Annotated in this window: 24 protein-coding genes; 8 read left to right on the forward strand and 16 right to left on the reverse strand. The window is 63.0% G+C overall.

Translation table 11 applies throughout. From position 1 onward, the window contains the following. Positions 1–35: 35 nt before the first annotated feature. Together EXN22_RS11260 and EXN22_RS11265 are read right to left on the reverse strand one after the other, a co-directional pair. Complete coding sequence (locus tag EXN22_RS11260; protein WP_130264111.1) at positions 36–1568, reverse strand: 4-hydroxyphenylacetate 3-hydroxylase family protein; 1533 nt, start codon at positions 1566–1568, stop codon at positions 36–38. A gap of 261 nt (positions 1569–1829) precedes the next feature. Continuing rightward, positions 1830–2726, reverse strand: coding sequence for a LysR family transcriptional regulator (locus EXN22_RS11265; protein WP_130264112.1), 897 nt, complete (start codon positions 2724–2726; stop codon positions 1830–1832). A gap of 110 nt (positions 2727–2836) precedes the next feature. Between EXN22_RS11265 and EXN22_RS11270 the strand changes: the two genes are divergently transcribed. From EXN22_RS11270 to EXN22_RS11285, 4 genes are read left to right on the forward strand one after another with little or no spacing between them, the layout of a single operon-like run. Beyond that, positions 2837–4306 carry an efflux transporter outer membrane subunit gene (locus tag EXN22_RS11270; protein WP_165392202.1) on the forward strand — a complete coding sequence of 490 codons (1470 nt, stop codon included), beginning with the start codon at positions 2837–2839 and terminating at the stop codon, positions 4304–4306. Beyond that, positions 4299–5480 carry an HlyD family efflux transporter periplasmic adaptor subunit gene (locus tag EXN22_RS11275; protein ID WP_130264114.1) on the forward strand — a complete coding sequence of 394 codons (1182 nt, stop codon included), beginning with the start codon at positions 4299–4301 and terminating at the stop codon, positions 5478–5480. The genes EXN22_RS11270 and EXN22_RS11275 overlap by 8 nt, the downstream gene beginning before the upstream one ends. Further along, positions 5477–7006, forward strand: a complete 1530-nt coding sequence (locus tag EXN22_RS11280; RefSeq protein WP_130264115.1) for a DHA2 family efflux MFS transporter permease subunit — start codon at positions 5477–5479, stop codon at positions 7004–7006. The genes EXN22_RS11275 and EXN22_RS11280 overlap by 4 nt, the downstream gene beginning before the upstream one ends. Positions 7007–7019: 13 nt before the next feature. Further along, positions 7020–7739: a siderophore-interacting protein gene (locus EXN22_RS11285; RefSeq protein WP_130264116.1), complete on the forward strand. Its 720-nt coding sequence runs from the start codon at positions 7020–7022 to the stop codon at positions 7737–7739. Positions 7740–7785: 46 nt separating this feature from the next. Here EXN22_RS11285 and EXN22_RS11290 read toward each other — a convergent pair whose 3' ends face one another. Both EXN22_RS11290 and EXN22_RS11295 read right to left on the reverse strand, forming a co-directional pair. Further along, entirely contained in the window at positions 7786–8556 is a 771-nt protein-coding gene (locus EXN22_RS11290) for an FAD-binding oxidoreductase (protein ID WP_130264117.1), read from the reverse strand. A 14-nt stretch (positions 8557–8570) separates the two neighbouring features. Continuing rightward, the gene (locus EXN22_RS11295) at positions 8571–9632 is read right to left on the reverse strand and encodes a phenylacetate--CoA ligase (protein WP_165392203.1); all 1062 of its coding nucleotides are present in this window, start codon (positions 9630–9632) and stop codon (positions 8571–8573) included. Between the two features lie 349 nt (positions 9633–9981). Between EXN22_RS11295 and EXN22_RS11300 the strand changes: the two genes are divergently transcribed. The 3 genes from EXN22_RS11300 to EXN22_RS11310 all read left to right on the forward strand — a co-directional run bounded on the left by EXN22_RS11300 (position 9982) and on the right by EXN22_RS11310 (position 11892). Continuing rightward, entirely contained in the window at positions 9982–10476 is a 495-nt protein-coding gene (locus tag EXN22_RS11300) for a hypothetical protein (protein WP_130264119.1), read from the forward strand. A 36-nt stretch (positions 10477–10512) separates the two neighbouring features. Beyond that, a complete protein-coding gene (locus EXN22_RS11305; protein ID WP_130264120.1) occupies positions 10513–11502 on the forward strand; it encodes a hypothetical protein in 990 nt (329 codons plus the stop codon). Positions 11503–11568: 66 nt separating this feature from the next. Then, a complete protein-coding gene (locus EXN22_RS11310) occupies positions 11569–11892 on the forward strand; it encodes a hypothetical protein (protein ID WP_130264121.1) in 324 nt (107 codons plus the stop codon). Here the strand turns inward: EXN22_RS11310 and EXN22_RS11315 are convergent. The 7 genes from EXN22_RS11315 to EXN22_RS11345 form a co-directional block, all read right to left on the reverse strand. Next, positions 11881–12216 (reverse strand): hypothetical protein, encoded by a 336-nt coding sequence (locus tag EXN22_RS11315; protein ID WP_130264122.1) that lies wholly within the window; start codon positions 12214–12216, stop codon positions 11881–11883. The genes EXN22_RS11310 and EXN22_RS11315 overlap by 12 nt on opposite strands. Positions 12217–12290: 74 nt before the next feature. Continuing rightward, positions 12291–12617 (reverse strand): hypothetical protein, encoded by a 327-nt coding sequence (locus tag EXN22_RS11320; protein WP_130264123.1) that lies wholly within the window; start codon positions 12615–12617, stop codon positions 12291–12293. 19 nt (positions 12618–12636) lie between these two features. Next, positions 12637–13476, reverse strand: coding sequence for a glutathione-dependent disulfide-bond oxidoreductase (gene yghU / locus EXN22_RS11325; RefSeq protein ID WP_130264124.1), 840 nt, complete (start codon positions 13474–13476; stop codon positions 12637–12639). A gap of 74 nt (positions 13477–13550) precedes the next feature. Continuing rightward, positions 13551–14657: an agmatine deiminase family protein gene (locus tag EXN22_RS11330; RefSeq protein ID WP_130264125.1), complete on the reverse strand. Its 1107-nt coding sequence runs from the start codon at positions 14655–14657 to the stop codon at positions 13551–13553. Positions 14658–14679: 22 nt separating this feature from the next. Continuing rightward, positions 14680–15771 (reverse strand): extracellular solute-binding protein, encoded by a 1092-nt coding sequence (locus EXN22_RS11335; RefSeq protein ID WP_130264126.1) that lies wholly within the window; start codon positions 15769–15771, stop codon positions 14680–14682. Continuing rightward, complete coding sequence (aguB, locus tag EXN22_RS11340; protein WP_130264127.1) at positions 15768–16673, reverse strand: N-carbamoylputrescine amidase; 906 nt, start codon at positions 16671–16673, stop codon at positions 15768–15770. Before aguB ends, EXN22_RS11335 begins: the two co-directional genes overlap by 4 nt. Next, a complete protein-coding gene (locus EXN22_RS11345) occupies positions 16670–17731 on the reverse strand; it encodes an agmatine deiminase family protein (protein WP_130264128.1) in 1062 nt (353 codons plus the stop codon). Before EXN22_RS11345 ends, aguB begins: the two co-directional genes overlap by 4 nt. Before the next feature lie 124 nt (positions 17732–17855). Here EXN22_RS11345 and EXN22_RS11350 point away from each other — a divergent pair, with 124 nt between their 5' ends. Beyond that, entirely contained in the window at positions 17856–18725 is an 870-nt protein-coding gene (locus EXN22_RS11350) for a LysR substrate-binding domain-containing protein (protein ID WP_130264129.1), read from the forward strand. 66 nt (positions 18726–18791) lie between these two features. On the opposite strand, the gene EXN22_RS11355 is transcribed toward EXN22_RS11350, so the two are convergent. The 5 genes from EXN22_RS11355 to EXN22_RS11375 form a co-directional block, all read right to left on the reverse strand. Then, positions 18792–20144 (reverse strand): glutamine synthetase family protein, encoded by a 1353-nt coding sequence (locus tag EXN22_RS11355; protein WP_130264130.1) that lies wholly within the window; start codon positions 20142–20144, stop codon positions 18792–18794. Positions 20145–20167: 23 nt separating this feature from the next. Then, positions 20168–20725: a helix-turn-helix domain-containing protein gene (locus tag EXN22_RS11360; RefSeq protein WP_130264131.1), complete on the reverse strand. Its 558-nt coding sequence runs from the start codon at positions 20723–20725 to the stop codon at positions 20168–20170. Between the two features lie 12 nt (positions 20726–20737). After that, on the reverse strand, positions 20738–22027 hold the full coding sequence (locus EXN22_RS11365) for an NAD(P)/FAD-dependent oxidoreductase (protein WP_130264132.1): 1290 nt from the start codon (positions 22025–22027) through the stop codon (positions 20738–20740). Positions 22028–22126: 99 nt separating this feature from the next. After that, on the reverse strand, positions 22127–22420 hold the full coding sequence (locus EXN22_RS11370) for a helix-turn-helix domain-containing protein (RefSeq protein WP_130264133.1): 294 nt from the start codon (positions 22418–22420) through the stop codon (positions 22127–22129). A gap of 160 nt (positions 22421–22580) precedes the next feature. Further along, a complete protein-coding gene (locus tag EXN22_RS11375; RefSeq protein ID WP_130264134.1) occupies positions 22581–23036 on the reverse strand; it encodes a multidrug/biocide efflux PACE transporter in 456 nt (151 codons plus the stop codon). Between the last annotated feature and the right edge of the window lie 477 nt (positions 23037–23513).

The raw sequence follows: 23513 nt of genomic DNA on the forward strand, positions 1-23513 counted from the left end.
CTCGACGACAGCGAAGGTTCAGTTACGCGGCAGCCTCAACCCGCAGCGTAGGCCTTTTTGAAGTCCGGGGCGGTCCAGCCATTGAGGTCGTACTCAGCCATGCACTGTTCGGCCAGGGCGCGCATTTGCTCGGTGCGCCCGGAATGGCTGGCGATGTGCAGGGTGTCCAGACGACTCTTCTCGTAGCTGCCGGAGTAGTTGACCTCGTACAGTTCGTGGCGCGAACCGAACTCGGTACCGATCGCGTCCCACAGCAGCTTGAGGGTCTTGGCGCGCTCTTCGGCGTCGATGCCGTTGGAACCACGGGCGTACTGGTCCAGGAAGGGTCTGACCTCGGGATTGAGGAAGTCCTTGGCGTGGGAGGGCAGGTAGATCAAGCCGCTGGCCACGGTCTTGCGGATCAGGTTGATCACCCGGCTGTAGGCATCGCCAGCGGTAGCGCGGTAGGCCAGGGCCGATTCCAGGTTGGGCAGCAGGAATTCCTCGTTCCAGTTTTCGGTGCGATAGGCCATGGAGTCGGAAAGGCCCCAGAGCATGTGGCGCAAGGCGATGGCTTCGCCCACAGCCCCTTGAACGCCCTGGAAGTCACGGGTACCGCAGATTTCCACGGCCTTGAGAAACAGCCCGCAGATGAAGTCCATCTTCACCGCCAGGCGGGTGCAGCCATGCATCAGGGTGCGGCCGAAGAAGCCGGATTTCTGGATGAAGCTGTTGGACATCTCCACGCCGTACATGAACACGTCCTGCCACGGCACGAAGGCCCGGTCGAAGATCAGGATGCAGTCGTTCTCGTCCATGCGGCTCGACAGCGGGTAGTCGAACGGGCTGCCGTTCTTGCTCGCCGCCTGCTCGTAGGAGGTCCGGCAGATAAGCTTCACGCCTTTGGCACCGGTGGGGATCATGAAGATCGGCGAATACTTTTTGTCCTGGTACATGACGTTGTAGTGGGCAACGAACGTGTACTGGGTCAGTGCCGCGCCAGTGGCCACCACCTTGGCCCCGCTGATGTACAGACCGTCCGCGGTTTCTTCGTCGACGCGCACGAAGACGTTGGAGGTGTTTGGGTCCTGGTTGCGGTCCACCGGCGGGTTGACCACGGCATGGTTGATGAACGGCAGGCGTTCGCGGCTGAAGTTGTACCAGCGGGTGGCGTTTTCGGCGTACTCGCCGTAGAGGTCGCGGTTAGGGCCGAAGGTGCCGATCCAGGCGCCTTTGAAGTCCGGAGTGCGGCCCATCCAGCCATAGCTCAGGCGGGCGGTTTCGGCGATCGCGTCGCGTGCGGCGACCTGTTCTTCGACCGTGCGCGGTGCCTGGAAGAAGCGGTGGCAGCGCAGGCCAGGGGCACCGTCGATCTCGATGGTGAGCTTGTCACGCAGTTTGGGGTCATGCAGTGCATCGTAGAAGCGAGCGTTCATCAGCGCCGCGTTGCGAAACGCGGGATGTTCGGTGACATCTTCGACCCGCTCGCCGTTGATCCAAACTTCCCTGCCATCCCTCAGGCTTGCCAGATACTCCTGCGAGGTTTGAAGGCCCCTACGGTCAAGAGAGAAACCATTACGATCCATCATCAATCTGCTCCGGTACAAGTAAGACTACGCACACAGGTTGTCCATCAGTGGCGCGTCGTTGTTGTGGGGTAAATGCTGGTTTGCACGAGCCACAACTTAGAGAGAAGTGTGACGAGATGTAAATTTCGAAACATGCAATCTACGATTGCCTGGAGGAGGGGTTGTGGGCGCTTTTTGTCGCTGGCTACTGTGGGCGGTTTTTTTGTGTGCGAGAACTGCTGCGGGGCGCTCGCATTTGGCGCCCGTTGCAGAATAACCGGTTCAGCTGCAGGAACATTCCTGCACTAATTGGCGCAACCAACGATGTACCTGGTCATTGTTCACGCGCGGGTGCCAGGCCTGGCAGAACTCGCCGCCGGGGGTCTCCAGCGGTAGCTGGAAAATGTGCAGCGGCAGTAGCGGCAGCGACCATTCGACGAAGCGCTGCGGGATCACCGCAATCATGTCCGAGGAACTGGCCAGTTGCATGGCCGCCTGAAAGCCCGGGACCACCAACTGCACCTTGCGTTGCAAGCCGACCTTTTCCAGCTCCAGATCCAACGGGCCGCGGGTGCGGCCGCGGCGTGACACCGACAGGTGAGGGAAGGCCACCAGGTCCTCGGCGCTGACGCTGCTCTGGCGCGCGAGGGGGTGCTGATTGTTGACCACGCCAACGAAGGTGTCGATGTACAGGCGTTGCTTGTAGACCTCGGGCCCCAGGGGCCCGGCGATGCCGATGTCGAGGTCGATCAGGCCGTCGCGCAGGGCGGCGACATCCTCGTTGCCCTGGGACATGAAACTCAAGGTCACATGCGGGGCCTGTTGCGCCACCCGTTGACTCAGGCGCAGGGCCCAGGCGCCGGTGAAGCCATCCTCGGTGCGCAGGGTGAATACTCGCTTTACCGTGCCCAGGTTGAGCTTCTGTTTAGTGCCCAGCACATTGCGCGCCTCTTCCAGCAGGTTGTGCACCTGGGGCGCAAGGTCCAGAGCCAGGGGCGTTGGGACCAGGCGGCGGCCGGCCAGCACGAACAGCGGGTCGCCCATGGCTTCGCGCAGGTTCGACAAGCGCCGGCTCATGGCGGGAATGCTCAGGTTCATGCGCTCGGCGGCGCCAGTGACGCTGCCTTCGCGCAACATCGAGTCGAAGGTCAGCAGCAAGTTCAGATCAGGCAGGTTCATTTCGCAGTCCTTTGCAAAAAACGCAAGTCTAGTCTCGGTTTATTGCAATTTTCAATATGCCAGGGGCTACTTATCATCCCGTTGCAACCCAACCCTTCAAGGATGTTGTGATGGAATCCTCTTATTCGCTTCAGCATTGGCTGGCGATCTGTCTGCTGTTGGCATTGCCAGGCTGCGTCAGCCCCGGGCATAGCCCTGAACCACCCAAACCCTTGTCACCCGAACAGCTCGAGGCCGGTCTGGACATCGAACACGCCGCTACCCAGCCCTCATCTGCGGCAGATGATCGCTGGTGGCTGAGCTTCAATGACGCTGACCTCAATCGCCTGCTGGCTGCCGGCCTGGACACCTCGCCTAGCCTGGCTATTGCCAGTGCGCGTATCGAGCGGGCGCAAGCCGATGCCGGCATCACCCTGGCCAATACCCGGCCGAGCCTGTCGGCCATGACCCAGATCCTGCGTAGCCAGGATTCACAGCACTACAAGACCGGTGCCGATGAAGCCGGGGTCTGGCACACCGATGGCCAGGCGTTGCTGCAAGGGCGTTACAACCTTGATCTGTGGGGCCTCAATCGTTCTCTGAACGAAGCAGCGGTGGGTAGCCTGCGCGCCGCCGAGGCCGATCAGGCGGTCGCCCGTCTGGCGCTCAGTGGCAGCCTGGTGGAAACCTGGTTCGCCTTGGGCGGTGTGCTCGAACAGCAGGCCATTGTCAATCAGACCCTGGAACAACGCCGCAGTATCCTGCAGTTGAGTGAAAACCGGCTGAAGTCTGGTCTGGGCACGCAGGTTGACGTGGTGCGGGCACGTGGGCCAATCCCTTTGCTCGAAGCCGAGCAGGCGCGCCTGCAAGGCGCCGCCCGTGGCTATCAGTTACGGCTGGCGGCTCTGGCCGGCAAGGGCCCGGGCTGGGGCGAGCAATGGCAGCCCAAAGTCGCTGACCCGCGCCAGCGCGTGGCCTTGCCGGGCCATCTGCCGGCCGAGTTGATCGGTGGCCGGCCCGATGTGGTTGCCCAGCGCTGGCGCGTCGAAGCACAAGGCAAGCGCATTGGCGCCGCCCGTGCGGCGTTTTATCCGAACATCGACCTTCTCGCATTCGCAGGCTTCCAGAGCTTCAGCTTCCAGAACCTTTTCCACCACGACAGCCGTACCTATGGCGTGGGCCCCGCAGTGACCTTGCCGATCTTCGACGCCGGGCGTTTACGTGGCCAATACCAGGCCCAGCAGGCCAGTTATGCCGAAGCCGTGGCCAGCTACAACCAGACCCTGGTCAACGCCCTGAGTGAAGTGGCCGGACATGTCTCGCAACTGCGTGCCATTGAGGGCCAGCGCCTGAAAACCGTGCAGGGGCTGGATGAGGTCGAACAGGTCTACGACCTGGAAAACCTGCGTTACCGGCAAAGTCTCACTGATTTTCTGCATGTGCTCGACGCCCAGACCCGGGTACTCGACACGCGCATGCAACTGGTCCAGTTGAAGACCTCGGCGCTGCAAAACCATGCCGGCCTGCTGCGCGCGCTCGGCGGCGGCTGGAAAGAAGCCGATCAGAACTCCACTACGCTTGCAGGAACCTCTCATGACTGACGCCACCCAAACCCCAGCCCCGGCACCGGCCAAGTCGCGCCGCGGCCCGATTTTCCTGCTCATTACCCTGGTTGCCCTGGCCGCGGCTGTGGCTGCCGGCCTGTGGTACTGGGTGTATGGCCGCACGTATGAAAGCACCGACAACGCCTATGTACGGGGCGACGTGGTGCTGATCTCCGCCCAGGTACGTGGTACCGCCACTGCGGTAAACATCCAGAACACCGATACGGTCAAGGCGGGTGACACCCTGGTTGAAATCGACCCGGCCGATGCGCGCTTGAGCCTGGACTCCGCCACTCACCAACTGGCCCTGACCGTGCGCACAGTCAACAGCCTGTTCGCCGAAGAGAACGATCTGCTCGCCCAGGTCAAGCTACGCCAGGCCGAAGCCAACCGGGCCAACCAGGACCTGCAACGGCGCCGGTCGGTGATCGCCCAGGGCGGTGTCTCCGGCGAAGACCTGCACCATGCCGAAGAAGCCGCGCAGATCGCCCAGTCGGGCCTGCGTGCGGCCGAGGCCAAATTGGTCGGGCTGCAGGCGCGTATCCAGGGCACTACGGTGGAAAGCCATCCGCAGGTGGCCGCCGCCGCCGAGCGTGTGCGCGAAGCTTACCTGGCGTTGGCGCGGACCAAGGTGCCGGCGCCGGTTGACGGCCTGATCACCAAGCGCGCGGTGCAAGTGGGCCAGCACATCGAACCGGGCACCGTGCTGATGGGTTTGGTGCCGCTGGATAAAGTCTGGGTCGAGGCCAACTTCAAAGAGTCGCAACTGGGCCAGATCAAGGTCGGCCAGCGGGTCGAGCTGTTTGCCGACCTGTATGGCGAGAGCGTGGTCTACCACGGCCGCATCCAGGGTATCGAAGCCGGCAGCGGCGCGGCGTTCGCCACCATCCCGGCGCAGAACGCCACCGGCAACTGGATCAAGGTGGTGCAGCGGGTGCCGGTGCGCATCGCCCTGGACCGCGAAGAAGTGCTGCGTCACCCGTTGCGCATCGGCCTTTCGATGACCGCCAAGGCTACCCTGGGTGAGCCGGACGAACAGGTGCCCAGCAGCGTCCAGGACAACACCGAGGTCTACGGCAAGATGGGTAGCGGCAGCGAAGCACTGGTCAACCGGATCATTGCCGAAAACCTGCAAGGCTCGAAACTGAGTGTATCGAGGAACGATCGATGAGCAGCGCCAAGCGTCCCATCGAGCCATTGAGCGGTGGCACGCTGGTCCTCGGCGCGCTGGCGATCGGCATGGCCAACTTTATGATGGTGCTCGACACCACCATCGCCAACGTTGCGGTGCCGACCATTTCCGGCAACCTCGGCGTGGCCCCTGACCAGGGCACCTGGGTGCTGACCTCGTTCAGCATCTCCCTGGCCATCGGCCTGCCGCTCACCGGCTGGCTGGCTCAGCGCTTTGGCCAGGTCAAGCTGTTCCTCAGTGCCGTGGTGTTGTTCGTGCTGGCCTCGGTGTGCTGCGGCCTGGCGCCGAACCTGACCTCGCTGCTGGTATTCCGGGTGTTCCAGGGCGCCGTTTGCGGCCCCCTGGCGCCGCTTTCACAGGCGCTGCTGGTGGCGATCTTTCCGCCCGCGCGGCGCACCACGGCACTGGTGGTGTGGTCGATGACCACCTTCCTGGGGCCGGTGTGCGGTCCTATTCTCGGTGGCTACCTGACCGACAACATCAGTTGGCCGTGGATCTTCTATATCAACGTGCCGGTGGGCATCTTCATTCTGCTGACCCTCGGTCAGGTGTTGAACGGGCGTGACAACCCAACACGCAAATTGCCGGTGGACGTGGTCGGCCTGCTGCTGTTGATGGTTGCCGTCGGTTCGCTGCAGATCCTGCTCGACAAGGGCCAGGACCTGGACTGGTTCTCTGCCGCACCGATTCGCATCCTGGCGGTGATTACCGTGCTGGGGTTCGCCTCGCTGATTACCTGGGAGCTGACCGCGCAGCATCCGATTCTCGACCTGCGCCTGTTCAAGGAACGCAACTACGCCATCGGAACCCTGAGCGTGAGCCTGGGCTTTGCCCTGTACTTTGCCTCGCTGGTGCTGGTACCGCTGTGGTTGCAAACCGAAATGGGCTACACCGCGACCTGGGCCGGTATCGCCACCGCCCCCCTGGGAATCGCCGGGGTGGTGCTGGCGCCCTTCATCGGCAGGCTGATGCAGCATACCGACGCGCGGGTACTGGCGAGCATGGCGTTCATTTGCTGGATCGGCGCATCGCTGTGGCGCATGTACTTCGAGACCAACCTGGACATTCAGTTCATCGGTTGGAACTCGGTATTGATGGGCGCCGGCACGGCATTCCTGTTTACCCCGCTGGTGGCGATTTCGCTGTCGCGCCTGCCACCGGAGAAGATTCCGGCGGCCCTCGGCCTGCAGAACGCCTTGCGCATGACCGGTGCCAGCTTTGCGGTGTCGCTCGGCCCGGCTTTCTGGGATCACCGCGCACGTCAGCACCAGGTTGACTTGGCCGAACGCATGACCCCGTTCGACCACTGGAGCGCCCAGGCTCAGGACAACCTCAACAATCTCGGGCTGTCGGCCCAGGGCGCGCTGGAGTCGTTGGCACGAACCATCGACCGCCAGGCCCACATGCTGGCGCTGAACGATTTCTCCCTCGCCAGCGCGTGGCTGTTCTGCGCTGTCCTGGCCATTGTCTGGCTGGCCCGTTCACCTAAGGCGAAAGCCAAGTAAATCTGGAGTATTCATGTTCGAGTTTCGCAAGAAGTTGAAGTACAACCTCGATGTGATCGATATCCGTGATGTCACGCCGCTGGTGCGGCGTGTCACCTTCAAGGGCGATCTGTTCGCCACGGCGTTATCGTGCCAGCCGTCCCAATGGCTGAAGCTGTTCCTGCCTGCCGGTGGCAGCCAGGTCAGCCGCGCCTACACCATTCGCCGGCACTACCCGCAGTCGGGTAATGTCGATATCGATTTCGTGCGCCATGACCATGGCCCGGCCGGACGCTGGGTCGAGCAGGCGCAGTTCGGCGATCAGATCGGTTGCTCGGCATTGCGTGGCGGGTTTGCCCCCCAGGAAGATGCCGAATGGATGTTGCTGGCGGCAGACGAGACCGGCACTCCGGCGGTGATGAGCATCCTTGAGAGCCTGTCGCCGGGAGACCGCGCCCTGGTGGTACTGGAGGCTCAAACCATGACCGAACTGCAAGCGCTGGACTCGCTGGCCGTAGTCAATTGTGAGTGGTTCTTCCGCGATGAACATGCAGCCGGTAGCAATCTGTTGCTCAAGGGCATCGACAGTCTGCAATTGCCGTCGGGGGTTGGGCAGTTCTGGATCGCCGGTGAAGCCCAGAGTGTCAATGAGGTGCGTGACTACCTCACCGAGGCGTGTTCGATTCCACGTCGATTGGTCCGCAGCAAGGGCTACTGGATGCGCGGCGTCGCCGACCATCGCGACCGCGATTGAGCGAACGTTCGCCTTGCGCTGCCCGTCAGCGCAAGGCCCGCGCGGTTCAGGAGGGCAGGGCATCGCGCAGAGGCTGCGGCTCGGCAAGACGTTCGAAATGCAGGCGCTCGGCTGCCAGGCCGTAATCCTTCAGCGCCCCAGCCACCGTCTCGACCATGGCCTGTGGGCCACAAACGAACGCCGCGTCCAGCAGGCTGACGTCTACCCATTCACGGAACAGGCAATCACAGGTGGCAATGTCCAGGCGTCCGGACGGTAGCCCGTTGTTGTTGGCTTCACGGCTGAACAGCAGGATCAATTGCAGACGTTGCGCATACACCTCCTTCAGTGCCTCCAGTCGTTCGCCAAACAGCATGCTGGCGCGGTCGCGGCTGCCGTAGACCAGGGTGAAGCGACTGCGCTCATCGCTGTCCAGGGTTGTCTTGATGATCGGCAGCAGCGCCGTTATGCCGCTGCCTGAGGCCATGCCCAGGCAGTGATGGACCTGGGCTTGCGGTTCAGGGCGGTACGAGGAGCCAGCCGGTGGCATCACCCGCAATGCGTCGCCCACCGCCAGTTGGGTGTTGGCGTAGCTCGAGAAGCGTCCCTGTTGCACGTGCTTGATAGCTACGCGTAGTTCACCGTCGGTGGGGGCGCTGAAAATCGAATAGGAGCGCCGTACCGCTTCACCTTGCAACTGCGCCTCCAGTTGCAGGTACTGGCCCTGCTCGAAGCGATAGGTCGAGGCCAGGTGCGCGGGTACCTCGAAGGCGATAGAGACGGTGTCGGCGCTCTCGCGGCGGATATCGGAGACTTTCAATAGGTGCATGGTAATCATTGACCGGCTCTTGTTCAGGCGCTCTGGCGCAAGGTAGTGGCGCTGTTACCGGTGAGGCGTTCAAGGCGGCGCATGCTGCGGGCGGTGCCAGGCAACAGGCGGCCGATATCGCCGGTGCGGTAACGGATCATCGGCAGGGCCTCGCGGCTCAAGCTGGTCAGCACCACTTCGCCGAAGCTGCCGTCGGGCAGTGGTGTGCCGCTGTCCGGGTCGATGATCTCCGGGTAGAAGTGGTCTTCCCAGAGGGTCACGCCGTCGCGGGTTTCCAGGCATTCCATGCCGATACCCGGGTCCATCAGGGCCGGTACGCCGTACAGAGTCAGGGTCTGGATGCCCAGGCGCTGTTCCAGTTCCTGGCGCAGGCTGCTGCTGCACGGTTGCGGGCCGATCAGCGCCATGCGCAAGGGCAGTGCCGACGCCGCGATGTTCTGGCGCTCCAGTTCATTGGCCAGGGCCAACAAGTGGGACGGTGTGGCGATGAGCATCTGCGGCTGGAAGTCACAGAGCAGGCGTACCTGCTGGCTGGCCTGGCGCGCCGCCAGGGGGATCAGCGCACAGTTCAGGCGTTCGGCGCCCAGCTGGATACCGTTGCTGGCACTCAAGGCGTCCTGCCCGCCGAGCACGTACAGGCGGTCGCCGGCCTGGGCCCCGGCGGCGCGCAGCGAGCGCGCGACCAGCGTCGCCCAGACCTCCTGGTCGTTGCGCGTGTAGCCAGTGACCGGCGAGCGGGTGCTGCCGTCGTTGCAGGCCTGCAGGCGCACGACCTGGTGCGCAGGCACGGCAAACAGTTCGAATGGATAGTGATGTTGCAGCTCGGCATTGCCGATGAAGGGGAAGCGCGCGAGGTCTTCGAGTTGCTGGAGATCCTCGGGGTGCAGTCCCTGGGCTTCAAACTGATGGCGGTACCAAGGCACGTTGCGCCAGGCATGCTTGAGCGACCAGCGCAAGCGGCGCAGTTGTACATCGCGCAGTTGCTCGAGGCTGCAGGTTTCCAGGGTATCGCGGTGAGCCAGGGCGCGCAGGCGCTGTTCGTTCAGGCCCAGGGTACTGGCGTCGAGCTGTGTGTTGGCGTTCATCTTCCAAGTCCGTTTGGCGTGCTGAGCGATAGGCAGCATGCTATGACGGGAGGGGGAGGATGGCTACTCGCATTGGCCGGGCCGCCAGGGGCGTGGAGCGGGTGCGGGGCCGGCCGGTCGGGCTCGCATTGGCAGTTGCCAGGCTGCTCATCTGTTGCCTTGGGATCGCATCGCTGTTGACGTTTGCCTGCTCAGCGCTACCACCAGCATCGCCGCCGCTATTGCGGTCGCGTAGATTTTCCAGTCCGCCCACAGGCAAAAAACCGAAATCGCCATGGGCAGCAGAATCATCGGCATAGAAGCGAAGTGGCGGTATGCTATTGCAGGATCCACGCACAGGGAAGGTCAAATGTTGCAACGTTCAGTGGTATGCGTACTTCTGGCAATAGCGCTGTCTGGCTGTCAGCCGAAATGGAAGGAAAAGACAGAAGAGGAGGTCAGGCAGGATCGGGAGTTTGCCGAAGCCTTGTGGGCCAAGGACAGGGCCAGGCATCCCAGTTACGAAGAATGGCTCAATGATCAGATCAGCCCCAGCCGTTCAGCCGAACAGAACGTGGTGCGTTTGCTCTCCAGGTCGCTCGACAGGTGCCTGGACCGGTACGCCGAACCTTCACCAGTCGGCTGTAGCAAGCGCTCGGTGCCTATCGTCGATAGCTACTACTTCGATCATTACTACACCTCGAGCAAAAAACCACCGGCGGGATATCTCACGGTCAGTCACGCCTACCTCAAGTGGTCTTCGGCCATGGAGGCGATTGCGCTTTCGGCCTCTTGGGAAGTGGTTTCCGAGCGCGTCCTGCTGGCACGCGAGGCCATAGAGCGAGCGTCGTTCCCAGGGCTTTGAAGTGGGTTTTGTCAGGTTTCAGGAGCCGGCAGGTAGATGAAGGGAAGTAACACATGGAAGCTGATGGTCGGCTCGGGCATTGGCCTGGTCGCCTTGATTGGCCTGGCGTTGTTCAAGGCGCACAAGGTGGTGCTGGCCGAACTGCAATTTCAGGGCGGTGCCCACCTGAGCTATGACTCGACGCTATTGCACGAGGGCTATCAGCAGGCGGTTCAGCAGGTGCTGGCCTCGCAGCAACTCGACCCGCAGCGGCTGCAGGTCGAGCTGGACCCCCAGCGCAGCGACACGGTGGTGCTGCGCGGGGATGAAAGTGCGTTGAGCCCAATGCAGCAGCAAGGTCTGCGCAGTCAACTCGATACTGTCTTGAAGGCGCGTCAGTCGGTGGTTTCAAGCCTGCAACTGGAGCTGGATTACAGCCAGGCCCGACGCTTGAATGCAGCCGGGCGGGAGATGGGCCCGGCGCCAGCCAGCATCACCGCGTTGGGGCGCCAGATGTTGCCCCTGCAGTTCGATTTTGCGCCAGAGGTGGCGCTCGATACCCTGGTCAGTGACAGCGAGCGACGCTATGCCTTTGCCGGCAACCGCACGATCAGTGGCGAGGTGATGTGCCAGGTCAATGCGGCGATTATCGCGCGGATGCCCTTCATGATCACCCGCTTCCAGGTCGATGGCGCGCAACTGGTCGGTGACATGGACATGCTCACCCAGGATCAGGTAGCGCTGCGCCTGCCCGCCAGCCTGTATTTCGATGACCGCGACTTGCGTGTGCGCCTGGAGGCGGGCGGGCCCAGGGTCAGCCTGAAAAGCCAGGCGTCTTATGGCAAGGTGCGATCGTCGTGGCTGACGTTCGAGTTCGGCTCGCTGGGCGAGCATCCCTACCAACCGTTTGATGCGGCCGATGCCGGGCGTGCAGGTCTGCGTGAGATGTGTGGCAACGTTGCCTATCAGGCCGGACGGCCGTTCTCGTTCTTTTACGGGAGCGGGCTCGACCGGTTGGAAGCGGTCCTGATTGAGCCCCAGAGGTGAGTCGTGGCCAGTGTGTAGCGTGATAGCATGCTCGGCCCGTTTCAACGAAAGGACTCAGCAACCCTCATGTACTTCACCCTGGAATTCTACGACGCCATCACCGGGCAAATCTGGACCCCGATCTTCGCCGCCGTGCTCACCTGGATCTTCCTCTGGCTACGCAGCCAATCCTATGACACGGCCGGCGGTTGGAGCCTGGGCCTGGTGGTGGTGCTGTGCCTGCTGGCATTTTTCCCCAATGGTTACCACGCACTGTTCAACACCGGCATCAACTTCATCACCCGCGATCGGGACTTCCTGCCCGTTTACAGCGCACGGTTCAGCGCCGATGTACTGCTGACGATGGCTGGTGCCCTGGTCGGTATGCTCGGTAGGCGGCTAGTCGCGTAGCTTCACCAACTGCTTGCACTCGGGGCACTCGATCACCTTGTGCGTGAAGACCTCATGCACACGCATCACCCGGTGCATCAACAGTCCTTCACCAGGCTTGTACAGGTGGGGCATGCACTTGTTGCACAAAGGGCAGCGGACAAACCATGCGCTAGCGAAGAACAGGCAGAGGCTGATGATGGCGAATACTGCATAGGGTTCAAAATAGCGCGTGGCATCCCGGTCAATCAGCACCCAGATCATGAAGCCGCCACCGACCCAGAGGTTGAGGGTGAGCTCCACCTGCATGACGATGGCAAGAAAACGGTTTTTCAGTGGTTTCAACAGGATCATCCATTGATCAATCAAATGTGCGATAGCGCAAGGGATTATGACCGATCCCTCGCGCTATCGAGCGCTCAACCCTGGGCCAACGCCAACAACGCGCGCTCATGGCTCAGTGGCTGCAGCACTCCCGGCGAATTGCTGATGTGCACGTACAGGTAATGCTGGCCTTTATCATCGAGCAGTATCCGGTGGATCTGGGTCATCTCCGGGTGGTAGGTGTTGCGGGTGCGATCACGCAGCACCTGGTAGTGCTCGATATGATGGCGGCGCAGCGCCGCCTCGAATTCGCGCTTGGCGGCATCGCGCATCTTGTCCATGCTGCGAATCGACAGGTAGCCCAGTCCTGCGGTCAAGCTGATGAAGAACAGCGCCTGCAGTAGCGATTTGTAATGCTCCATCCTGGAACAAGGCCTCCACTCAGTCCAGGTCCTGCGCTTGATGCCGCTCCGCGACTTGCGTGGCTTCATCGCCCCAGGTGCGGTTTACCCGCAGGCCGCGCACGACTGCCGGGCGTTCGGCAATCGCCTGTGCCCACCGTTGCACATGCGGGTACTCCTGCACACTGAGGAACTCGCCCGCCGAATACAGCCGGCCCAGCGCCAGTTGGCCATACCAGGACCACACGGCAATATCGGCAATGCTGTAGCTGTCGCCGGCCAGGTAGGTGCTTTGCGCCAGGCGCCGATCAAGCACGTCCAGCTGACGTTTGGCTTCCATGGTGAAGCGGTTGATCGGGTACTCGAACTTCTCCGGCGCGTAGGCATAGAAGTGACCGAAGCCGCCGCCCAGGTAAGGCGCCGCACCCATCTGCCAGAACAGCCAGTTCAAGGTTTCGCTGCGCCCGGCCAGGTCGGTGGGCAGTAACGCGCCGAATTTTTCTGCAAGATAGAGCAGGATCGAGCCCGACTCGAACACCCGGATTGGCGGTTCCACGCTGCGGTCGAGCAGGGCGGGGATCTTCGAGTTGGGGTTGATCTCGACGAAGCCGCTGGAGAACTGATCACCCTCGCCGATGCGAATCAGCCAGGCATCATACTCGGCGCCGGCATGCCCCAGGGCCAGCAGCTCTTCGAGCAGGATGGTGACCTTCACGCCATTGGGAGTGGCCAGGGAATACAGCTGCAGCGGCTGCTTGCCTACCGGTAGGACCTTGTCGTGGGTCGGGCCGGCCACCGGGCGGTTGATGTTGGCGAACTCGCCGCCAGACGGCGCGTCATGCTTCCAGACCCGAGGTGGGACATAGGGTGCCTTGCTCATCGGTAAACCTCCTGGTGTGCTCAAGGGGCTCATGTTCGGGCCTGGCGCAAACGCTTGTCAAACCTTGCGACACCTCAAGCCGGCATGTTCTTGCTCACACAGTGAATGCCACCGCCGCCCGCGGCAATCGCGTCGATGTTGACCTGTTCGATGGTCCGCCCCGGGTACAGCTTGGCGAGCAGTTGCTTGCAGTAGGCATCCGCCTGCGCGTCGCCAAACTGCGGTGCGATCACTGCGCCATTGATCGGCAGGTAGTTGATGTAGCCGGCGGCGAAATCCGGGTTGTCGCGGGTAAAACGGTTGCTGCGCGGTGTGCGCGGCGGTGGCAGCAGGTGCACGGTGAAGGGGCGGCCGTCGGCGTCGGTGGCTTGTTTGAGAATTTCCAGGTGTTTGCGGGTGACCTCGTAGTCGTAGGAGTCGGGGTCGTTGTCGAGGTTGGCGATCACCACCCCCGGCTCGACGAAGCGTGCGTAAAAGTCGACGTGAGCATCGGTGATGTCGCGGCCCTTGATGCCCGGCAGCCAGATGATCTTGCGCAAGCCGAGGTTGGCCTTGAGCTCGGCCTCGACGTCGGCGCGGCTCCAGTCAGGGTTGCGGTTGGCATTGACCCAGCAGCTTTCGGTGATGATCGCGGTGCCGTGGCCATCCACCTCAATGCCGCCGCCTTCGCCGGTCAGCTCGCTTTGCAGGTAGGGGATGGCCAGGGCGTTGGCGAGCTTTTTGGCCACGCGGTTGTCGTTGCGGTGGCGCTGCTTGTTGCCCCAGCCGTTGAAGTTGAAATCCATCAGCGCACGCTTGCCATCATCGTCGATGACGAAGCAGCCGCCGTAGTCGCGGATCCAGATATCGTCCAGGGCCACGGCGAGGAATTCGGTGTTGTCGGTGCCGCATTCCTCGCGCGCCACGTCGAGGTCTTCGGGGTGGCACAGCACGGTGACCGGTTGGTACTTGGCGATGGTTCTGGCCAGTTTGGCGATGCAGTCGTTGACGTCATCGGCCTGGTCTTCCCAGACCGTTTCATCGGCGGCGTAAGCCAGGAAGATCCGCTGTTGGGCCTGGTCTTCTTCGGGCATGAACCAGCGATCGTCGGCGGCCATGGCCAGGCGCAGCGGGCCAAGGCCCAGGCTGGCGACGCCGGCGGCTACTGACAGGTGCTTGAGGAAGGTACGACGGGGTGTCATCTAGGTTGCTCTCTGTGGTGGCTCAATGGGCCGAAGACGTTTTCAGGGTGGTCCAGGCACGCATGCGCGCGCGCATGTCTTTCTGGGGGATGTCCTTGCCCGGAATCAGCCGCTTGTAGACATCGTCGCTGATGTAGATGTCCGGATTATCCCGCATCAGCGGGTCGACCAGCGGCCGCGCCTTGGCGCTGGAGGTGGGGTAGCCGGTGAACGAACTGATGGCAGCCATCTGTTGGGGTTGCATGACGAAGTTGATAAAAGCGTAGGCGTATTCCGGGTGGGCGGCATCGGCGGGTATCGCCATGCTGTCCATCCAGATGGTCGTGCCTTCCACCGGCACATGGTAGCGGAACTCCATGGCCTTGCCGGCGGAGTCGGCGGTGCGTTGGGCCTGGATCATGTCGCCGCTGTAGCCCAGGGAAATGCAGGTTTCGCCATTGACCAGCTGGGTCACCGGTTGCGACTGGAACTTGCGGATGTACGGCTTGATCGCCCCCAGCATCTGGCGGGCGGCGAGCAGGTCGTCGGCCTTGCCGCTGCGCGGATCCTTGCCCAGGTAGTGGAGTACCACCGCCAGCACTTCATCGGGGGAATCGATCATCGAAATCCCGCAGTCGGCGAGCAAGGCGGCGTTCTCGGGCTTGAACAACAGGTCGAGGCTGTTGACCGGGGCATTGGCGATGCGCTGTTCGATGGCGGCGCGGTTGTAGGTCAGGCCGATGCTGCCCCAGGTGTAGGGCACGGTGCTCTCGCGTGAGTTGGGGTAGCGCAGGTGCAGGCGCTTGAGGCCGGGCTCGATATCTGCCAGGTGCTCGAGCTTGCCCGGGTCGAGCTTTTGCAAGGCGCCAGCGCGGGCCAGGCGCTCGGCCACGGTGTCGCCGGGGAAGATCAGGTCGTAGCCGCTGTTGCCCGAGAGCAGCTTGGCCTCGAGGGTTTCGCTGCTGTCCATGACATCGTAGATGACCTTGATGCCGGTCTGGGCGGTGAAGTCCTTGAGGGTGTCTTCGGCAAAGTAGTCGGCCCAGTTGTACAGCCGCAGGACTTTGTCTTCGGCGCTGGCCAAGCCGCAGCTCAGGGCCAGGGACAGGGCCAGCAGGGTTTTCAGGGCATTCATGCGCCTTGCCTCCAGGTGCTGTGTGGGTGGCGGCCGTCAAGGCTCAACAGGGTGCCGTACATGTCCGGGCGGCGGTCGCGGTACACGCCCCAGGTCAGGCGCTCCTCGCGCATGTGGGCCAGGTCCAGCTCGGCCAGCAGCACGCAGGGAGTGTCACGATCGGCTTCGGCCAGCAGTTGACCCTTATGGTCGGTGATGAACGACGAGCCATAAAAGCGCATGCTCAGTTCGGCATCGCTGGGCGCCACTTCAACGCCGGTGCGGTTGGCGGTGATCACCGGGAGGATGTTGGCCGCGGCGTGGCCGCGCTGGGTCAGTTGCCAGTGGTCGCGCGAGTCCAGCGCCGCAGCGCCGGGCTCGGAGCCGATGGCGGTGGGGAACAACAGGATCTCGGCACCTTGCAGGGCCAGGCAGCGGGCGGTCTCGGGGAACCATTGGTCCCAGCAGATGCCCACGCCGATGCGTCCGATGGCGCAGTCCCAGACTTTGAAACCGGTGTCGCCGGGGCTGAAGTATTCCTTCTCCTGGTAACCGATGGCGTTGGGAATGTGGGTTTTGCGATAGACACCCAACAGGCAGCCATCGGCATCGGCCACGGTCAGCGAATTGAAGTAGGCGTTGCCGGCCTTTTCAAACCAGCTCAGCGGCAGCACCACGCCCAGCTCCGCCGCCAGGGCGGCGAAGCGCTGCAGCAGCGGGCTGTGCTCGTAGGGCTGGGCCAGCGCCAGGTGCTCGTGATTCTGCTCGATGCAAAAGTACGGTGTGGCAAACAGCTCCGGCAGCAGGATCAGTTGCGCACCGGCAGCGGCTGCTTCGCGAACCAGTTGCTCGGCGCGATCGAGGTTGTCGGCCAGGTTCCAGCTGCAGGCCAGTTGCAGGCTGGCGACAGTCACGCGGCTCATCGCTTGCCTCCGGCCAGCGGCCAGGCGGGCTGCTGCTGGGTGATGCAGTGCACGCCACCGCCGCCGTGGGCCAGCTGGTTGATCAGTACCGGCACCACTTCGCGGTCGGGGAACGCTTGCTGCAAGGTGGCGGCGGCCTGCAGGTCGGCTTCGATGCCGTAGGCCGGCATGATCACGGCGTCGTTGCACAGGTAGAAGTTAGTGTAGGAGGCGCAGAACACTTCGGCGTCGGTATCGACTGCGGCAGACGCTTCGTACAGATCGATCAGCTCGAAGCGACGGCCACGGGCGTCGGTTGCCAGTTCAAGGGCGCGGCGGTTCTCTTTGACCACCTGGGCGTAGGTGGAGTGCTTGTCGTGGGTCGCGTCGACCAGCAATACACCCGGGCGGGCAAACGCGCACACGCCGTCGACATGGCCATCGGTTACATCACCGGTGACGAAGTCCGGGTCGCCCGGCAGCCAGATGACTTTGTTCACGCCCAGCAGGCGGGTGAAGATCTCCTCGATGTCCTGCTTGCCCAGCCCTGGGTTGCGGTTGGGGTTGAGCAACACCGACTCGGTGGTGATCAGCGTGCCTTCACCGTCGACGTGAATAGCGCCGCCTTCGTTGGCCAGGTGGCTGCCCAAGCACTCCAGGCCCAGGCCATTGAGCACGCGCCGTGCCAGGCCTTCATCGAGGTCGTGGGCCGACTTGCCGCCCCAGGCGTTGAAGCGCCAGCTGACCCCGGCCAGGCCTTGCTGCGGATGGCAGATGAAGCTTGGGCCGGAGTCGCGGCACCAGCTGTCGTTGATCGCAAGCTCGATCAGCTCGATGTTTGCCCCGCACAAGGCGCGGGCCTGGGCGACCGCGCTGGGGTCGACCACCATCTTCACCGGTTCGAACCGGGCAATGGCGTTGGCGACCCGGGCGAAATCGACCTGCACATCGGCCAGGGTCACGCCCCAGGTTGACTCCCACAGGGCCTGGTTGTGCGGCCAGGCCATCCAGGTAGCGGTGTGTCGGGCCCATTCGGCGGGCATGAACCATCCGTTGTTGGTGGCGCTGTCGTTGTGCATGGTGATTGCCTTTGAGTTAAGTAATTGTTTTCAGCTGGTTGCTGGGTGACCATGCTATAACTGCGCTTTACCACAGGACAAACGATGGTTTTTGCCGATATATGATTAGCTGGGCTTATCAATCATGCTGAAACACTGGCCACCCCTGAACACCTTGCGCGGCTTTGAAGCGGCGGCGCGCCTGGGCAGTTTTCACAAGGCCGCTGAAGAGCTGCACCTGACCCAGTCGGCGATCAGCCAGCAGATTCGCAGCCTGGAGAGCTACCTGGAGCAGCCGTTGTTCTATCGCGAAGGGCGCAGTGTGGCGCTCACCGATGCCGGCGTTGACCTGCTCAGCACCACCCAGGTGATGCTCCAGCAATTGACCGTGGGTATCCGTCGCCTTGAGCAATACCGCAAACCCAACCAGTTGGTGGTCAATACCACCCCGGCCTTTGCCCGGCATTGGCTGGTGCCGCACCTGGGCGAGTTCCATCGCTTGCACCCGCAGGTGGATGTCTGGTTGTTCACCAGTGACGAGATCCCCGACATGGCCACCCAGACCATCGACATCGCGGTGCGCGACGACATCAGTGCCCAGGCCGAATGCAGCTTTCGGGTCTTGCTCCAGGACCGTTTGTATCCGGCGTGTCACCCACGCCTGCTCGACCTCGAGCCACAGCAGCGCACCACGCTGCACGGCGAGCGGGAAATGGACTGGAGCTACTGGAGCACCCAGGGCGGCGAGGCGCTGGGGCAGACCATGCAGGGCCTGAATTTTTCTGACTCCGGGCAGTTGCTCGACGCTGCCAGCCAGGGCCTGGGGATTGCCCTGGTCAGTGCCTTGCTGGCCGAGCAGGCGCGGACGCAAGGCCACTTGGTGGCCCTGACCGAACAGACTGTACGCGGCCCGAAATGGGCCTGGCTGGTGCACCGCAACAGTGAAGGGGAGGCCTTGACTGCGAGCTTTTGCCAATGGCTGGAGGCAGCAATTGGCCCCAGTAAATCGGACTGAGACACTTTCGCGGGGCAAGCCCGCTCCTACACTACCTGTGGGAGCGGGCTTGCCCCGCGATAACGTCTATAGAAACCAGCGATACTCCCGCGCACTCACCTCATGCATGAAGGCCAGGTGGTCCTGGTGCTTGTTTTCGCAGTAGACCATGACGAACTCACTACCCAGCCGCTCATTGACCACCGGGTGATGCCGCATGGCCGCCACCGCCGCGAGCATGTCCTTGGGAAAGTCGATCCCGCTGCTGCGGTCTTCATTGAGCGGGGCAATGGGCTCTTTGCCGGCCTCCAGGCCATGCTCCATGCCGCTGAGAATCGCCGCCAGCACCAGGTAGGGGTTGGCGTCGGCACCGGCCAGGCGGTGTTCGATGCGCAGGTTGCGCGGGTCTGACTCGGGGATGCGGATGCACGCGTCGCGGTCTTCAAAGCCCCAGCTAGCGCGGCTGGCGGCATTGACCATGGCGCCGTAGCGGCGCATGGCGTTGTGGTTGGCGGCGAAGATCGGCATGCACTGTGGCAACAGCTCCAGGCAACCGGCCACGGCGTGGCGCAACGGCCGCTGCTCATCGGCGGCCAGCAGGTTGTTGCCCTGCTGATCATAGAGGCTGACATGTACGTGCATGCCGCTGCCCGGTGCGTCCAGGTACGGTTTGCTCATGAAGCTTGCGCGCAGGCCGTGCTTGAGTGCCACGCCGCGGGTGCTGCGGCAGAACAATGCGGCCCAGTCGGCGGCGCGCAGGCCATCGTCGCAGTGGCCGAAGTTGATCTCGAACTGGCCGGGGCCGAGTTCTGCGGTGATCACGTTGGCGTCCACGCCTTGCTCGTTGGCCGCCTCGACCATCTCCCGCAGCACATCGGAGTAGCGCGACAGGCGCTCGATGTGCATGTTCGGCTGGTCGTCCGGATCATCGCTGAAGGGGTCGCGGGGGAACTGTGGCAGGCCGTCCTTCAAGGTGCGGTCGAACAGGTAGAACTCCAGCTCAAAGGCCACCACCGGACGAATGCCACGGCGTTCCAGGCGCTGCAGTACCCGCGCCAGCACTTCGCGGGGCTCAAACTCGATCGGTGCGGCGGTGCCGTCGGAGCTGATCAGCATCTGCCCCAGGGGCTGGTTCTCCCAGCGCACCGGCTTGAGGGTGCCGGGGATCAGGCGCCGGGGGGCGTCTGGGTCACCGTCGTTGAAACAGTAGTCGCCAATGGGGTGCAGGCCACCTTGAACCCCCAGCAGCACACAGTTCTGCGGCAGCTTCAGGGCGCTGCCGGCGGCGACCTTTTCGAGCATGTCGATGGGGTAGCGCTTGCCATAGAAATGCCCGGGAATATCCAGGCTGATCAAGTCGACATAACGCACCTGAGGATGCTCGGCGCGGAAGGCGCGTACTTCACTCAGCAGATCAGGGCAGTCTTTTATTGTTGTCATCACGTGCGATCCTGCGCTTGGTTTCAACGGAATACCCAGAGCACCCGGGTAGTGTGTTCGGTCAGGTTGGCGTAGCGAAACTGGCTGTGCGGTGGTAACTGAAAGCTGTCGTTGGCCTGCAGGGTGACCGGCGTCTCGGCGTCATCGAGCCAGAGGCTCAACTCGCCTTCGAGCACAAAGCCACCTTGTTCGGAGCTGTCGTCCAGATGCCCGTCACCGCTGCTGGCGCCCGGTGCCAGGTGGCTTTCGAGCATGGAAAAGCCGCCGGTTAGCTTGGGCGATACCAGCACGTCGGTGATCCCGGCAGCGTAGTAAAGGGTGCGCCGCTCATCGGGGCGGGTGACCCAGTCCACTTGCCGCGGTTTGCTCAAGTTGTAGAAGTAAGTGGTCGGTACGCACAGGGTTTCGCTGATGGCGGTCAGGTCGGCCACGGTCGGCCGTGACAGGCCGCGTTCGACCTGGGACAAAAAGCCCACCGAGCGATCGATGCGCTCGGCCAACTCACCGAGGGTCAAGTTGCGGTGCTTGCGCAGGTCGCGGATGAGGATTGCCAGGCTTTCGATTTCTTCCTGCATGTCCATCGGATGTTCCTCTCAAAGAGTGTCGCGCAGGCGGTACCAGGCCTTGGCGGCGGCTTCCAGCGGGGCGGCGAGCAGGTCGCCGCCAGGGAAGCGGCCGTTGTCGATGGCCTGGTACAACGCCAGCAAATCGTGGTCGCCGAGGATCGCATCGCTGACCGCCCGGGCGCCTGCAAGGGTCGGTAGCACGCCATGGCCAGAAAAACCTTGCAGCCAGTAGCGCTGACCCTGGCGGCCGATGTCCGGGGTGCGGCGTAGGCTGCAGTCGATATGGCCGCCCCAGGCGTAGTCGATGGCCACCCCCTGCAGTTGTGGGAAAGCCCGCTCCATGACGGGGCGTGTGGCAGCGGCGACGTCTTTGGGAATGCCACCCAGGTAAGTGCAGCCGCCACCGAACAGCAGGCGATGGTCCGGGGTCAGGCGAAAGTAGTCGGGGACGAACTGGTTATCGATCACGCAGCTGTTGTGTGGTAGCAGCGAGCGGGCCAGGGCCGGGTCCAACGGCGCGGTGGCGACCTGGTAGGAGCCCACCGGCAGCAGGCGCTGCGACAGTGGGCGGTCGAGCTGGTCGATGTAGGCGTTGCAGGCCAGCACCAGCACCTCGCTGCGTACCTCGCCCTGGTCGGTGCGGGCAACAAAACCGGCCGGAGTGTTACGGTAACTGAGCACCCGGCTCTGCTCGAAGATGCGCCCGCCGGCCGCCTCGATAGCACTGGCCAGGCCCTGGGCCAGTTTCAGCGGGTTGAGGTGGGCGCCTTCGGCGTCATGCAGCGCCGCCTGGTAGCGCGGGCTGCCGATCCAGTCCGGCAGTTCGTCGCGTTCAATCACCCGCAACTGGTCATAGCCCCATTTGTCCTCGGCCTCACGCCGGGCTTCGTGCAGCATCGCCACGCGCCGGGGCAGCACCGCAGCCCACAGGCTGCCACGCCGGTAGTCGACCTCGAAGCCGTGACGCACCGGCAGCTCGCGCATCTCACTGGCCGCCCAGCGCATGCTGTCCCACAGCCGCCGCGCACGCTCCTGGCCCAGCGACTTTTCCAGCGGCGCCATGTCGCACGACCAACCCAGCAATGCCTGCCCGCCGTTACGCCCCGAGGCCGCCCAGGCCACGCGGCTGGCCTCGAGCAACGTCACCCGCTTGCCAGCCAGGGCCAGACGCAGGGCGGTTTGCAGGCCACTGAAGCCGGCGCCAATGATCAGCACTTCGGTGTCCAGGCGCTCCTGCAGGGTCGGGCGCAAAGGGATGGGGGTAGGGTAGGTCTGGGCGTAGACGCTGGCGACATGCTGGGCGGACTGCTTGAACATGACGGGCCTCGTGAATTTTTATTGGTATTTTTTCATGAAAAACTACCAGATAAATTTCACGTGGCCAAGCGGTGTCCAAATGTAGTTGGCGCGGCGTGCCTAGACCGCAGGTTTGCGCTGGTGCTTGAGGCTGATGATCTCATCGGCCAGGCGTGGGCTGTAGCTGCGGGTGGGAATACCGGTCAATTGCTCGAACATCAGCGCGAACTTGACGTCCAGTGCGCGTTTGCCGGTCATATAAGCATTGAGGGTGGTCACGCTGACCCCAAGCTCGGCGGCCATGCGCCGCTGGGAAACCCGCTCGGTCTGGCGTTGCCTGGCCTTGAGTGCGGCAAATGCCTTGCGCAGTGCCAGCAGCTCTTCTTCTTCCCACACCCACAGATTACCGCTCATGATTCGATCTCAGTCACACGGAGTAAGTCGAGCCATCCGTTGCTGGAATCGCTGCATCCTACATCTGCTACATGTTGCTTACCCAACCAAAGCGGTCGGCCGTATTGCCATCATACGCTTCGTGGGCTCCAAAGCAGTAGCACGCTGCCATGAATCTGCGTTACTGCGCCCGGACCACGCTTGCCGGTGCGCTCACCAGGCGCTGGCGCAGCGTATCGTAGGCCCAGTTGTAGGCCATGGTGTAGGGCAGCATGAAGGCGAAGAAGCCGATCTCCAGCACAAACGCCTGCACCAGCGACACATCGAGCATCAGCGCCGCGATCGGTACGCCGATCACCACAAAACCGGTTTCAAAGCCACCGGCGTGCAGGGCGCGGACCTTCACCGTGCGCGCCACCCGGCTGGCTGGCCAGAAGCGGTCGAAAGCGGCGTTGTAGAGCATGTTCCAGACCATCGCCACGGTCGACAACACCACTGCCAAGGCTCCGACCTCGAGCATCGAGCGATCCAGCAACCAGGCGCCGATCGGCGCGCAGATCAGCACGGCGATGACTTCAAAGCCGACGGCATGGACGATGCGCTCAGCGAAGGATTTTTGAGTGGCTTGCAGTTTCATGACGTCACCTGAAGGTGTGTTTTGGTGAGGTCATTGTCATCGATTTTTTGCCTATGTAAAAAATAGGTTCCATCGTAAAAAACGATGGAAAATCCACCCTGTAGGAGCGGGCTTGCCCCGCGATCAGCATGCAGTGTGGTTACAAATTTTACCCTGCCTGTGCAGCGCCTCGCGGGGCAAGTCGGATCGCCGCATCGCCGCTCCCACAGTGGACCCGCGCCTGGAGCTATGGCAACACCATGGCTCGGCGACGCTGGAGACGGTGGCGGCTACCGACGTGCAAGGCTTAAGGTGTGAGCCAGGCAAGGTTGAGTTCCACTTTCCGTTCGGTGCCCATTTCCGATTCTCCGAGTGGCGCCTGGAAGGCTGCATGCTGGCGCCCGGTAGCGAGCTGGGAGGCATTGTCTGGCCGGGGCCGGTCAGGGTGTTTTCCATCGAGGGCGATGGATGGGAGGCGAGGGCTGAAGATACCCCGAC

Origin of the sequence: Pseudomonas tructae (assembly GCF_004214895.1) — a bacterium.
In the GTDB taxonomy this organism is placed as follows: Bacteria; Pseudomonadota; Gammaproteobacteria; order Pseudomonadales; family Pseudomonadaceae; genus Aquipseudomonas; species Aquipseudomonas tructae.